The organism is Prevotella sp. P4-51 (genome assembly GCF_002251455.1).
GTDB lineage: Bacteria > Bacteroidota > Bacteroidia > Bacteroidales > Bacteroidaceae > Prevotella.
This window is the reverse complement of sequence record NZ_NPJM01000009.1, coordinates 1-13584: the sequence shown is the minus strand read 5'-3', so window position 1 is coordinate 13584 and position 13584 is coordinate 1. Positions and strand designations below refer to the sequence as shown.

12 protein-coding genes are annotated in these 13584 nt (G+C 48.5%); 6 read left to right on the top strand and 6 right to left on the bottom strand.

Features of this window, described 5'->3' with window-relative positions; all coding sequences use genetic code 11:
- Positions 1-62 precede the first annotated feature (62 nt).
- Together rpsA and CIK94_RS00550 are read right to left on the bottom strand one after the other, a co-directional pair.
- Positions 63-1832, bottom strand: a complete 1770-nt coding sequence (gene rpsA, locus CIK94_RS00555; protein ID WP_094387117.1) for a 30S ribosomal protein S1 — start codon at positions 1830-1832, stop codon at positions 63-65.
- A 248-nt stretch (positions 1833-2080) separates the two neighbouring features.
- Positions 2081-2476: an FKBP-type peptidyl-prolyl cis-trans isomerase gene (locus tag CIK94_RS00550; RefSeq protein ID WP_094387122.1), complete on the bottom strand. Its 396-nt coding sequence runs from the start codon at positions 2474-2476 to the stop codon at positions 2081-2083.
- Positions 2477-2797: 321 nt separating this feature from the next.
- Here CIK94_RS00550 and CIK94_RS00545 point away from each other — a divergent pair, with 321 nt between their 5' ends.
- Positions 2798-4099: an NCS2 family permease gene (locus CIK94_RS00545; RefSeq protein WP_022310204.1), complete on the top strand. Its 1302-nt coding sequence runs from the start codon at positions 2798-2800 to the stop codon at positions 4097-4099.
- A 37-nt stretch (positions 4100-4136) separates the two neighbouring features.
- Here CIK94_RS00545 and CIK94_RS00540 read toward each other — a convergent pair whose 3' ends face one another.
- From CIK94_RS00540 to CIK94_RS00525, 4 genes are all read right to left on the bottom strand, one after another.
- Complete coding sequence (locus CIK94_RS00540) at positions 4137-4568, bottom strand: BT0820 family HAD-type phosphatase (protein WP_094420679.1); 432 nt, start codon at positions 4566-4568, stop codon at positions 4137-4139.
- A 64-nt stretch (positions 4569-4632) separates the two neighbouring features.
- Positions 4633-7137, bottom strand: a complete 2505-nt coding sequence (locus CIK94_RS00535; protein ID WP_094388485.1) for a tyrosine-protein kinase — start codon at positions 7135-7137, stop codon at positions 4633-4635.
- Positions 7138-7150: 13 nt separating this feature from the next.
- A complete protein-coding gene (gene rfbA, locus CIK94_RS00530; RefSeq protein WP_094387115.1) occupies positions 7151-8023 on the bottom strand; it encodes a glucose-1-phosphate thymidylyltransferase RfbA in 873 nt (290 codons plus the stop codon).
- Between the two features lie 14 nt (positions 8024-8037).
- Positions 8038-8637 carry a sugar transferase gene (locus CIK94_RS00525; RefSeq protein ID WP_336385642.1) on the bottom strand — a complete coding sequence of 200 codons (600 nt, stop codon included), beginning with the start codon at positions 8635-8637 and terminating at the stop codon, positions 8038-8040.
- Between the two features lie 496 nt (positions 8638-9133).
- Here CIK94_RS00525 and CIK94_RS00520 point away from each other — a divergent pair, with 496 nt between their 5' ends.
- The 5 genes from CIK94_RS00520 to CIK94_RS00500 all read left to right on the top strand — a co-directional run bounded on the left by CIK94_RS00520 (position 9134) and on the right by CIK94_RS00500 (position 13386).
- On the top strand, positions 9134-9760 hold the full coding sequence (locus tag CIK94_RS00520; protein ID WP_094420677.1) for a hypothetical protein: 627 nt from the start codon (positions 9134-9136) through the stop codon (positions 9758-9760).
- A gap of 67 nt (positions 9761-9827) precedes the next feature.
- Positions 9828-10121 (top strand): hypothetical protein, encoded by a 294-nt coding sequence (locus CIK94_RS00515; protein WP_022310198.1) that lies wholly within the window; start codon positions 9828-9830, stop codon positions 10119-10121.
- A 9-nt stretch (positions 10122-10130) separates the two neighbouring features.
- Entirely contained in the window at positions 10131-10436 is a 306-nt protein-coding gene (locus CIK94_RS00510; RefSeq protein ID WP_022310197.1) for a cell division protein ZapA, read from the top strand.
- Positions 10437-10467: 31 nt separating this feature from the next.
- A complete protein-coding gene (gene rny / locus CIK94_RS00505) occupies positions 10468-12003 on the top strand; it encodes a ribonuclease Y (RefSeq protein ID WP_094420674.1) in 1536 nt (511 codons plus the stop codon).
- A gap of 429 nt (positions 12004-12432) precedes the next feature.
- On the top strand, positions 12433-13386 hold the full coding sequence (locus tag CIK94_RS00500) for a helix-turn-helix transcriptional regulator (protein WP_094420672.1): 954 nt from the start codon (positions 12433-12435) through the stop codon (positions 13384-13386).
- Positions 13387-13584 lie beyond the last annotated feature (198 nt).

The following is a 13584-nucleotide window of genomic DNA, read 5'->3' as shown; positions in this document are numbered from 1 at the left end:
AAAAAAGAAAGCCCGCAAAAATTTTGCGGGCTTTCATTATTTTTTAATGGGTTAGGCTGATATTACTCGCCCTTCTCCATCTTCTGCTTCAGTTCGGCCAATACATCGAGGTCGCCGAGTGATGTGCTGGCAGCAACGTTGTTGATAACAGGAGTGTCCTGCTTCTTGGCGGCGTGCTTGCGTACGGGCTTAACCTCTTCCTTCTCATCCTCGAATGTACGAGAGTGTGAAAGGATGATGCGGCGAGAGTTCTTGTTGAACTCAATAACCTTGAATGGGAGTTCCTCACCGAGCTTAGCCTGTGAGCCGTCTTCCTTAACCAAGTGCTTGGGAGTAGCGAAGCCTTCACCACCCTCGTTGAGAGTGATAACGGCACCCTTGTCCATCATCTCGGTAATCTTGCCCTGGTGTACAGAACCTGCAGTGTACAGAGTCTCGTAAACATCCCAAGGATTCTCCTCGAGCTGCTTGTGGCCGAGGCTCAGACGACGGTTCTCCTTGTCTATCTCGAGTACAACAACCTCAATCTCAGCACCTACCTGTGTGAACTCAGAAGGATGCTTAACCTTCTTGGTCCAAGAGAGGTCAGAGATGTGGATAAGGCCGTCAACACCTTCCTCAAGCTCTACGAAGATACCGAAGTTGGTGAAGTTGCAAACCTTAGCGGTGTGCTTGCTGCCGATAGGATACTTGGTATCGATGCTCTGCCATGGGTCTTCCTTGAGCTGCTTGATACCGAGGCTCATCTTGCGCTCCTCGCGGTCGAGGGTCAGGATAACTGCCTCTACCTCGTCGCCTACGTGCAGGAAGTCCTGAGCTGAGCGGAGGTGCTGGCTCCAAGACATCTCGCTAACGTGGATAAGACCTTCAACGCCGGGCTGAATCTCAACGAATGCACCGTAGTCAGCGATAACGACTACCTTGCCCTTGACGTGGTCGCCTACCTTCAGGTTGGCATCCAGAGCCTCCCATGGGTGGGGAGTAAGCTGCTTCAGACCGAGAGCGATACGCTTCTTCTCCTCATCGAAGTCGAGGATAACAACGTTGATCTTCTGGTCGAGCTCTACTACCTCGTGAGGATCGCTTACGCGGCCCCAAGACAGGTCGGTGATGTGGATGAGTCCGTCAACACCGCCGAGGTCAACGAATACACCATAAGAGGTGATGTTCTTAACAGTACCCTCGAGTACCTGACCCTTCTCAAGTTTAGAGATGATGTCCTTCTTCTGTGCCTCAAGCTCGGCCTCGATAAGAGCCTTGTGAGAAACAACCACATTGCGGAACTCCTGATTGATCTTGACAATCTTGAACTCCATGGTCTTGCCTACGAATACATCGTAGTCGCGTATTGGATGAACGTCAATCTGGCTACCGGGCAAGAATGCTTCGATTCCGAATACATCAACAATCATACCACCCTTAGTGCGGCACTTGATGTAGCCCTGAATAACCTCGTCGTTAGCGAGAGCCTCGTTAACACGGTCCCAGCTCTTGGCCAGGCGTGCCTTCTTGTGAGACAGAACCAACTGGCCCTTCTTGTCCTCCTGGTTCTCAACGTAAACTTCAACCTTGTCACCTACCTTGAGGTCGGGGTTGTAGCGGAATTCAGAAGCAGGAATGATACCATCGCTCTTGTAACCGATGTTAACGATAACCTCTTTCTTGTCAGCAGAGATTACGGTACCTTCTACTACCTGATGCTCTGTAACCTTGTTAAGGGTCTCGTCGTAAGCCTTCTGAATGTCGTCAATGTTTGAGCCTGCATTAGTGCCATTCTCAAACTCGTCCCAATTGAAGTCTGCCAACGGCTGTACGTTCTTAAAATCTGACATAAAATTAATAAATGAAATAAATAAAAAAGTTAGACATTATGTTAATTAACTCGATGATAAGGTGAGTAAACACCAAATCGGTTGCAAAATTACTAATTTTCAATGTGAAACGGGGAACTATATCCGTTTATTTGTTCGCGATTTTGGTTTTTTTAACAATGATGGTGCTGATGATGGCCATGATGGTCTCCGAAATAGGTGGGTTGGCCATTGGTCAGACCGCCTTGATGGGGCAAAAGTGGCTTGTATCAGCCGATTCCCAAGAGTTCAATCTCGAAGATGAGGGTAGAACCGCCAGGGATTCCGGGTTGGGAGAATTTGCCGTAGCCCATCTCTGCCGGGATGTACAGTTCCCACTTGTCGCCGACGACCATCTGCTGCAGTGCCACAATCCAACCGTCTATTAGGTCGCAGAGCCTGATGGCCAGTGGCGTGCCGCCATAACTCGAGTCGAAGGTATGACCGTCGATGGTGGATCCGCGGTAGTGGGCTGTGATGATACTTCTGGGTGAAGGATGGGTAGTGCCTTCTCCGCTGTGGATGATGCGATAGTACACACCGCGCGGCAGCTGGAGTACGCCTTCTTCGCGGGCTTTGTCTTCCAGCCATGCCTTGTTTTTCTCTATGTATGCTCTCTTTGCCATAATGAATGTTTTTTCGACTGCAAAGGTATACATAATAACAATCATATTGGCATAAAAGTCAAGAATAATAGTGGCTAAGGTGCTGAAGATGGCGGCTTTGCGATAGAGAATAAGGACCACAGGTAGTTGGAGCTGCGCTGAAGGTGCAAGGGCGGCAGAGTGAAACGCCCGTCATATAAAATAAGGTGGAAATGAAGCGCCAAGTAGCAGGATAAGTGGTTTTTATGAATATTCTTGGTTATTCTTTTGCCTGTTTTGGCGTTTCTTATTATTTTTGCATCATCATTAAGCAGATGTATAATCCTAATTTATAGTGAATTAATGAATATTTTAACCAAAGCCCTTGGATTTGATAGTGCCAAGGCAAGTGTGCGCACGGAGGTTGTGGCCGGCGCTACCACTTTTCTGACAATGAGCTACATCCTTGCTGTCAATCCCGCAATTCTGGCCACTACGGGTATGGACAAGGGCGCTCTCTTCACAGCCACAGCCCTCGCGGCGGCCATTTCCACCCTGTTGCTTGCGTTTATGGCCAAGTTGCCGTTTGCCCAAGCTCCAAGTATGGGTCTCAATGCCTTCTTTGCCTTTACCATGTGTCAGGCTATGCACCTGTCGTGGCAACAGTCGTTGGCGGCATTGGTTGTAGAGGGCGTAGTCTTCATCCTCATCACGTTTATGAACGTGCGTGAGAAGATTCTGGACAGCATCCCTCGCAACTTGCGCTACTCCATTTCGGCGGGAATAGGTATGTTTATAGCCTTTATCGGACTGAAAAACGCCGGCATCGTGGTGGCCAATCCCGACACCTTTGTGGCTTTGGGCAATTTCACCCCCGAAGCTATCCTGGGTATCGTGGCCATAGTGCTGAGCGGAGTGCTCACAGCCCGTAGAGTGAAGGGCGCTCTCTTCATCGCCATCATCATCGCTACTCTGGTAGGTTTGCCGATGGGCGTGACGGTGATGCCTGATGGGTGGCTGCCTGTGTCGGAGCCCCACTCGGTAGCGCCGATTTTCTGCCAGTTTGATTTTGATGGTTTCTTCAATATCAATATGCTGGTGGTCATCTTCTCGCTGCTTATCATCAATATCTTTGATACCGTGGGCACGCTTGTGGGCTTGGCGGAGAAGACTGGTGTGGTTCGCCCAGACGGCTCTATTCCTCGTGTGAAGGAAGCCATGCTCAGCGATGCCATCGGTACTACCTGTGGAGCCATGTTGGGTAGCAGTACCGTCACTACATATATCGAGAGTGCTTCGGGTATAGCCGAGGGTGGTCGCACGGGTCTCACCTCACTGGTTACCGGATTCCTGTTCATCGCAGCCCTCTTGCTGTCTCCGCTTTTCCTGCTCATTCCTTCGGCTGCCACAAGTGGTGCCCTGGTTATGGTGGGCGTGCTGATGATTGACTCGGTGAAGAAGATAGAACTCAATGATGTCACCGAGGCTTTCCCTTCGTTTATCACTATGATTACGATGGTGTTGTGTTATTCCATAGCCGATGGCATCTGCTTGGGCATCTTGAGCTATGTAGTGATGAAGGTATGTACTGGTAAATTTAAGAATATAAGCGTCACGCTGGTGATTCTCTCGCTCCTGTTTATCCTGAAGTTTGTAGTGGGATAGACAGAGGACGATATAAAAAAAAAAGAAACATTGGTGGTTAGAATTGCCACCAATGTTTCTTTTTTTGTGTTTCGTTTTCTCCTCTCAGGCTTCTGCGCTCTTCGCGCATGATGTCGTGCCATGTCTTGTTGTAGTGTATCATCTGGTAAATCAGTCCCCAATCGGGCAGACCGCCGATGTTACGGTCGTCAATCCACATGTCTACTTTCAGCTTGCGGGAGAAGTGATTGTTCCATTCTTGTCTTTCTTCGGGATAGTCTTTGTTGATGGCGTAAAACTCAACGCCACGCTCGCGGCACCAGTTGACGGCTTCGTCGAGAAGCGCACCTTCGCGGACAGTCCACAGTATCAGTTTATGATGCTCCTTGATAAGCATCTTTAGCGTCTCTGTGGCAAACGGAAGTTCTTTGCCAATCTTCGGATACTCGTGGGTGACTATCGTTCCATCAAAATCTACGGCTATTGTCATAGTCTCTTATACCTATTATATATATACGCGCGTGAGGAGGCCGGCGGCGGACCCGCCAAGCACCTTAGTGCTTGACGGAGTCGTCGTTGGCGTCACCATAGTGACTCTTGCTGTAATTGCCATAAGAACCATATGAACCATACGAGCCCTTGCCATATCGGCCGTATCTGCCATAGTGTCCGTATTTGCCATACTTGCCATAGCCATAGTAGTAGCCATACTTCTTCTTGGTCATGTCTACGCCGTTGAGGACAATGGACATGTTAGGCAGCTTCTTGGTTTCCGAAAGTTCGTTGATGAGGTTGAAGCTCTCCTTGGCGGTATAGTCGGCGCGGCACATGTATACCGTGGCGTCGGCTACGCGGCCAATCTGAAGCGTATCGGTAACCAGACCCACAGGGGCGGTGTCGATAAGGATGTAATCATAGTGATCCTTCAGTTCGTTGATAATGTCGTCGAGGCTCTTGCGGGCTACCAATTCTGCGGGGTTGGGAGGAATGGGGCCAGCCATGAGCAGCTCCAGATTGCTGTTTACCTCTGAAGGCAGTATCTGCTTGCTGATGTCGGCCCAAGTGGGATGCTCCTTGACCAGAAGGTTGGTAATACCGTGTACCTTGTCATTAATCTCAAACAACTCGGCCAGTCGGGGCTTGCGGATGTCGAGTCCCACGAGCAGTACCTTCTTGCCCAGCAGTGCGAAACTGATGGCGAGGTTGGCGCAGTTGAAGGTCTTGCCTTCGCCCGAAGTGGTGGAGGTGAAGAGGATGACCTTCTCGTCTTCCTTCATCATAAACTGCAGGTTGGTACGCATCGAACGGAAAATTTCTTCCATCATATTGTTCTTGTTCTCGTGTACCACGATGTCGGCCTTGGTCTTGGCGCTATCGCTGGCCACAGCAACGTCGGCGATGATAGGCAGCTTGGTGAGCTTCTCCACGTCGTCGTGTCCCTCAATCTTGTAGCGCAACAGCTGGATAAGGAAGAGCAGACCGGCGGGAATACCGATACCCAATACAAAAGAGATGAGCAATATGATGCTACCCTTAGGACTGATTTTGCCCAATACCTCGGGAGTGTCGATGAGCTTGCCTTTGTCCACGGTTGATGCCAGAGAGATGGAGTTCTCTTCGCGCTTCTGCAGCAGCATCACATACAGGGCAGACTTCACTTCCTGCTGGCGGCCAATCTGTGTAAGGATGCGCTCCTGCTCTGGAGTCTCAGTCATCTTGCCAGAGTTGCGGTTCAACTCGCTCTCAATCTTGTTGAGCTGCATCTCGGCATTGAACTTGGCCTGGTTCATGGCCACGCTGATGCTGTGGCGGAGCTCGTCAAGCTGATTGGTAAGAGGGATGACGGTGGGCGAAGACTCAGAGGCGCCATTGAGCAGACGGCTGCGATTGAGAGAAATCTCATTGTATTTCGTGATGAGCGAGGTTACGGCTACATCGGCGATACCCACATTGGCAGGCAGCACGGCGTAGTCCTTGCTCGAATTCATAGTCTCGCGCAGGCTGTTGATAAGTTCAACCTGCATCTGGGCCTCAGACAACTTCTGCTGGTATTGGCTTGCGTTGAGTACGTTCTGGCTTGCATTGAGCTTGATGTCAACCAGCTGGTTGCGCTTCTTGTAGCTCTCCAGAGACCCTTCGGTGCTGCCCAGCTCGGCGTTGAGCTTTTCGATACGGTTGTTGATAAACTCCTCGGTACGGCGAGCCACCTCATTCTTGTCCTCATTGGCCTGGCGGTTGTAGACTACGGCCAGCTGGCGCAGATAGTCGGTAGCGCGCATAGGCACTTCGTCGTTGAGTGTGAGCTTGGCGATGGTGGTCGTCTTGGATGTGGGAGATACGTTGAGCGACTTCTGATACTTGTATGACATCATGTGGGGAGACACGATAACTGCCTTCATGATGTCGCCTTCGCGCATCTGGGGGCAGGCATTGCGTGAGAGGGTAATCACACCTACTTTGGTACCGAAGGTGGCTGGCAGGTTCTTGAATTTCTTGTCTATCTTGTATTCCACGCCCTTGGTACCCTCTACGAGAGGCTTGGTGTAGGTGCCTGTCACGTTGTACTGTCCATTCTCATACTTGATGGTCAGCTTCACGGGAGCCTTCAGCATCTCCAGGTGAGTGGGGTCTACATCCACATTGACGGGATTGTTGTGGTAGGCTATCTGTGCCTTAATCTTACCTTTTATATAATAGGTAGTGTAGAGCTTCAGGTCTCTTGCTGCCTGTTCGGCCAGCAGACGCGAGGTGATGATCTCCATTTCGTTGTCAAAACCGTCACTTGCCTCCATGAATCCCAGGTTGGCTGCCTGGGCAATGCGGCTGCCGGTGCGGCTGCGTGCATTGTTGTCATCATTCTTGATGAGCATCTTGGTGGTGGCTTGATAGACAGGTGTGGTGTAGCGCAGATATACGGCTGCGATTCCTACACAGATAATCACAGAAAGTAAGAACCATTTCCAATAGAGTACGGCTATCCGGATAACATCTTGATAGTTCAGCGAACTCTTTTCCTGGTCTCGAATTTCTTCGGGCATTCCATTTTTTACGTATTCCATTTTATTTAAGTTTTTATTTTGTCAATGATAAGAGATATTGTCCGTATTGGTTTTTGAGCATGGGCTTGGCCAGTTCTCTGAGCTGGTCAGCGTCTATCCATCCCTGCTTGTAGGCGATCTCTTCGAGACAAGCCACCTTGAGGCCCTGACGTTTCTCTATTACCTCGATGAAGGTACTGGCCTCGCTCAGACTGTCGTGGGTACCGGTGTCGAGCCAGGCGAATCCGCGCTGGAGGGTAAGCACCTTCAGCTGATGGCGGTTGAGATATTCCTGGTTGACGGTAGTAATCTCGAGCTCGCCGCGAGCACTGGGCTTGATGTTTTTGGCTATCTCTACCACGCTGTTGGGATAGAAGTATAGTCCCACAACGGCGTAATTGCTCTTGGGATGCTGTGGCTTTTCCTCGATGGAGAGGCAGTTGCCATCGGCGTCAAACTCAGCCACGCCATAGCGCTCTGGGTCGTTGACGTAATAACCGAAGACGGTAGCCATGCCGTCTTGCTCTACATTGGTGACACTCTGGTGGAGCAGGCCACTGAAGCCGGCTCCATAGAAGATGTTGTCGCCAAGGACGAGGCAGACGGAGTCATTGCCGATAAACTTCTCGCCGATGATGAAAGCCTGGGCCAGTCCGTCGGGGCTTGGCTGCTCGGCGTATTCAAACTTGACGCCCAGTTCGCTGCCGTCACCGAGCAGTCGGCGGAAGCCTGGGAGGTCGTAAGGGGTGGAGATGATGAGAATCTCGCGTATGCCAGCGAGCATCAGAGCCGAGATGGGGTAATATATCATCGGCTTGTCAAAGATAGGTATCAGCTGTTTGCTAATGCCTTTGGTTATGGGGTAGAGGCGAGTGCCTGAACCGCCAGCAAGTACTATACCTTTCACCTTGTTATTTCGTTTTAGATATTATTCTGTCTTCTCTTGCAGAAAGTGACTACCACTGTGCGATAGAGTATCCATAGGTCTAATCCTATTGACCAATGCTTGATGTACCATATGTCGTGTTTCACTCTCTCTGCCATTTGCCACACCTCGGGAGTTTCTCCGCTCAGTCCCAGCACCTGTGAATATCCCGTAATGCCGGGCTTGCAGCGATGACGGTCCATGTAGTTGTCTATCAACTGGGTGTATTTTCTGGTGTGGTAGAGCATGTGGGGGCGTGGGCCGATAATGCTCATGTCGCCCTTGATTACATTGATGAAATTGGGGATTTCGTCGATATGTGTGCGGCGCATGAAACTGCCAAAGGGGAATATGCGTGGATCATTGGCTGTGGCCTGAAGTGTGTCGCACTCGTCATTCAGACGCATGGTGCGAAACTTGTAGCATACAAATGTCTTGCCGTCAAGACCGGTGCGCTCCTGCTTGAACACTATGGGGCCGCGGCTCTGCATCTTGATGATTAGCGCGATGATGGGTAGGAAGGGTAGGGAGATGATACATACCAATAGACCAGCAAACAAGTCGAATGTACGCTTTATGGTTCTGTTGGACAGCATTAACAAGGGATTTTTCAGGTCCTCTGCCATTGCTTCAGTTTTAAGGGTGTTTTCGACTGTGCTTATATGTTGTGGCATGTTGTATGGTTTTTGTTTCTACGGCATCGATTATGACCATTGTGCAGCTATGGCAATAGCTTGGGCTTATATCGTGCGTAATCTATGCAAAGGTAATATAATAATTCGGATTTCTCCTTATTATAATTAAAAAAAATATTCATCGTCGGCCATTTTTTTTGATGGCAGGAAAAACCCATGGTGCGATTGCTTTTCTATCTGGTTGGTCTCATGCAACTTTAAGTTGTGCATTCGGTTCCCCTTATGAGTTTCACGGAGAGGCCATGGGAAGGCCAGCTCAGTGCCTGCCGCTGCGATACATTGGTATTATGTCCGAAGAAATACGTTAAATAATTTTGACAATTGGCGAGTTTGTTGTAATTTTGTGGCTGTTAATGGCAATTGGGCCATTATTTAATTAAAAACTTAAGTAATTATAATGGGAATATTTTCAAAATTATTCGGAAATAAGTCAACGGAAAAGAAAACGGGCGGAATGGAAGACTACATGACGCTCATCAGGGTGTACTTTCAGGCATCGATAGCCAGCCAGCTGGGTATCAACAATCTTGCCATGCTGCCCGACTTGCGTATGTTCAAGACGACGCTGCATGTACCCACCCAGAACAATAAGTTGGGTATTGGTGAGAAGAGCCACTGCAAGAAGATGCTCAAAGAGCTCTACAAGGTTGACGACCTCTTCTTCAAGGAGATTGACGCCAGTATTCGTAAGAACTGCCGTAAGATACAGGACGTACAGGTGTTCCTCGTACAGTTCCAGGGCTTTACCCAAGACCTGATGATGCTGATGGGTAATCTCATGAAGTTCAAGCTGCGTATGCCTTCTTTCTTCAAGGGCGCCATCTACTCGATGACCGAGAAGACCGTGAAGGAAATCTTTACCAAAAACGACTACAAGGATGCCGGAGTTGTCAAGGTGGTGCTCAATATCCGCCAGTACAACAAGCGTCTCTCGTTCTCTGAAAAGTGGATTACCGGATTTGTCTATCAGGTGGTGATGTTGGCCAAGAAAGAGCCAAAAGCCAAAGAAGAGGCAGCTAAATAACAAAAAACGAGACATTTCTTTGGATTTTACAGATTATTCATATAAATTTGTAAACTAAACATAGGTTATGGATGCTACTGAGAAAACATTGACGCTGTTTACGACACGTATGCGACAGATGATTCTCCGTTTTGATGAACTCAAAAAGGAGAAGACTCGTCTTGAGGATATGCTGTCCGAACGCGACGCCAAGATAGCCGAACTTGAGGCTCGGCTGGCTCAGGCTTCCATGGACTATGAGAGTTTGAAGATGGCGAGGATGATTGAGGTCACCGACGGTGATGTCGAAGGAGCGCAGAAGCGCATATCCAAGCTCATCAGAGACGTTAACAAGTGTATCACGCTACTGAGCGAAAAATAACGCGAAGCGATGGGTGAGTCAGACAAGGAAAAATTGCGTATTAGGTTACATGTCTACGATACGGATATGACAGTGACTATTCCTCGGGCAGAGGAAGAGTGCTATCGTGCCGCAGCCAAGCTGATAACCGATGTTGTAAACAATTACTCTGCTGTCTATAAAGACCGCAAGGGTGAGAAGGAAATATTATATATGGCTCTGATTGATATATCTCTCAGATATCAGAAGGAAACCAGAAAACACGATATATTGCCTGTTACCGACATCCTTACCAAGTTGACTTCCGAAATCGAAGAAGCGTTGGATAGCGAGTAAGGAATTAAATTTTATATACATAATACTAAAAATGGTAATTACATTGATTATAGTGGCCGTAGCTCTCGTCGTGGGAGTATTGGTTGGTTATATGATTTTCCGTTATGTCATTAAGGGAAAATACAATGAAATGGTAGCGGCAGCCTCTAAGGAAGCCGAAGTGGTAAAGGAGAAGAAACTGCTTGAAGTCAAGGAGAAATTCCTCAACAAGAAGAGTGAGCTGGAGAAGGAGGTGCAGCAGCGCAACCAGAAGATTCTGCAAAACGAGAACAGGCTCAAGCAGCGCGAGATATCTCTCAACCAGCGTCAGGACGAGATAGGCCGAAAGAAGCAGGAACTCACCCAGCTTCAGCAGCGTATAGACAACGAGAAGAAGCTGATGCTCGTAAAGCAGCAGGAACTTGAGAAGATGCAGGAGCAGGAGCGTGCCAAGCTCGAAGAGCTCTCTGGTCTGAGCGCCGAGGAAGCCAAGGAACGACTGATAGACAGCCTGAAGGACCAGGCCAAACTTGATGCCGCCAGCTATATCAACGAGATTGTAGACGAGGCCAAGCTCAATGCCAACCAGCAGGCCAAGAAGATTGTCATCCAGACCATCCAGCGTGTGGCTACCGAGACTGCTATCGAGAATTCGGTGAGCGTGTTCCACATTGATAACGACGAGGTTAAGGGTCGTATCATCGGTCGCGAGGGTCGTAATATCCGAGCCCTTGAGGCTGCTACAGGTGTCGAGATTGTCGTCGACGATACCCCCGAGGCTATTGTCATCTCTGCCTTTGACCCCATCCGTCGCGAGGTTTGCCGTCTGGCTCTCCATCAGCTGGTTACTGATGGCCGTATCCACCCCGCTCGTATTGAGGAGGTTGTGGCTAAGGTCAAGAAGCAGTTGGACAATGAGATTATTGAGACTGGTAAGCGTACGGTTATCGACCTGGGTATCCACGGTCTGCATCCCGAGCTGGTGCGTATCGTCGGCAAGATGAAATATCGCTCATCTTACGGACAGAACTTGTTGCAGCACGCTCGCGAGACAGCTAACCTCTGTGCAGTTATGGCTTCAGAGCTGGGACTTAATCCTAAGAAGGCCAAGCGTGCCGGTCTCTTGCACGATATCGGTAAGGTGCCAGACGAGGAGAGCGAGTTGCCCCACGCACTCTATGGTGCTAAGATAGCAGAGAAATATAAGGAGAAGGCAGATATCTGCAATGCCATCGCCGCTCACCATGATGAGACTGAGATGGAGAGCCTGCTTGCTCCTATCGTTCAGGTTTGCGATGCCATCTCTGGTGCCCGTCCCGGTGCCCGTCGCGAGATAGTCGAGGCTTACATCAAGCGTCTTAACGACCTTGAGGCTATAGCTATGAGCTACCCTGGCGTGGTTAAGACTTACGCCATCCAGGCAGGTCGCGAGTTGCGCGTGATTGTCGGTGCCGACAAGATGAGCGACGAGGAAAGCATCAAGCTCTCTGACGAGATTGCAACAAAGGTTCAGAACGAGATGACCTATCCTGGTCAGGTTAAGATTACGGTTATCCGTGAGACCCGCAGCGTGGCTTATGCCAAGTAATAGCAAGCAAATTATAGCATAATTAATAATGAAGTCCCTTGTCAGATTGATGGTAAGGGATTTTTTTGTATTGCTTTTACTGTGCCGTTTGCCAACTACGCAAGCGTGGAGTGTATCTCCATAAGCGTGGAGGTTAATTTTGCAAGCGTGGAGAGTATCTCCATAAGCGTGGAGGTTAATTTTGCAAGCGTGGAGAGTATCTCCATAAGCGTGGAGGTTAATTCTACAAGCGTGGAGAGCCACTCTATGAAGTAGGTAGTTGTCTTCGGCGTTCATACTCAAAATACCTACTTTTAGGTATTGCACCATTTGGACATCCTTTTTATCTTTGCAACAAATATAGGCTTCACTTTGTGTTAAAAAGTAATGTGGAAGGAAAATATTCTTTCGATTTTTGTAATTTTGCATACAATTATATAACAACAGACGATGAAGAAGCAGAAATTATATGAAGCATCAGACAAGATGATTACTCTTTTACAGGATAATTATGCGGTTTTGCGCTGCCTTGGCTCTTTTGGCATCAACCTGGGATTTGGCAACAAGACGGTAGAAGAGGTCTGTCGAGATGAGGGAGTCGATAGCTTCACTTTTCTGTGTATTGTCAATTATACCATCAATGGATACCTGGGAGCGGATGATGTCGCGCGTCTTTCCGTGCCCACCTTGATGCAATATCTTAAATCCTCGCACGAATACTATTTGGACTTTGAGTTGCCTTTCATTAGGAAGGAACTTATAGCATCGCTTGACGCCGCCGACAATCTGGCGTCTCTCATCATCAAAATATATGATGAGTATGCCCGCAGTATCGTCCATCATATGAAGTATGAGGAAAAGAATGTCTTTCCATACGTCGAGGCGCTCCTTCAGGGAAAAGCGCAGACCAACTATGATGTGGAGACTTTTTCTAAGCATCATGACCAGATAGATGTCAAGTTGCGTGAGTTGAAGAATATCATCATACAGTATCTTCCAGTCGATGCGCATCGCAATAATCAGCTTTATGCGACGCTGTTTGATATCTATAATTGTGAGTCATGGCTTGCCCAGCATTCCGAGGTCGAAGACCATATCTTTATACCGGCAGTCAGATTGCTTGAAAAGCAAATCAACCAAAGCAATATATCGCAGAAACTGTCTAATATGATTAATAAGAACAGTGATGCAGATGTATTGAGCGACCGCGAGCGCGACGTGATAGTCTGTCTGGTGCAGGGCATGACAAATAAGGAGATGGCTGACCATCTTTGCATTTCCATCAACACTGTTATCACTCACCGCAAGAATATTGCACGTAAGTTGCAGATACATTCTCCTGCAGGTCTTACCGTCTATGCCATCGCCAAAGGTCTTATAGATATGTCCGCAGTCAAGCTGTAAATCGCGGCAATTTTCCGAGTAAATATTTCTCCTCTTTTATAATTGTTTGTCATTCACGCAGTTGATGCTGTTTGGCTGTTTGATGACTTGAAAGACGGTAGTTGCAATCCCGTCAGTCGCCCTGTTGGTCAAGTCTTAAAATATGTAAATGGATAGAACTTTTTCCATCTTATCCTGTACCATCAGCGGCTTTTTTAT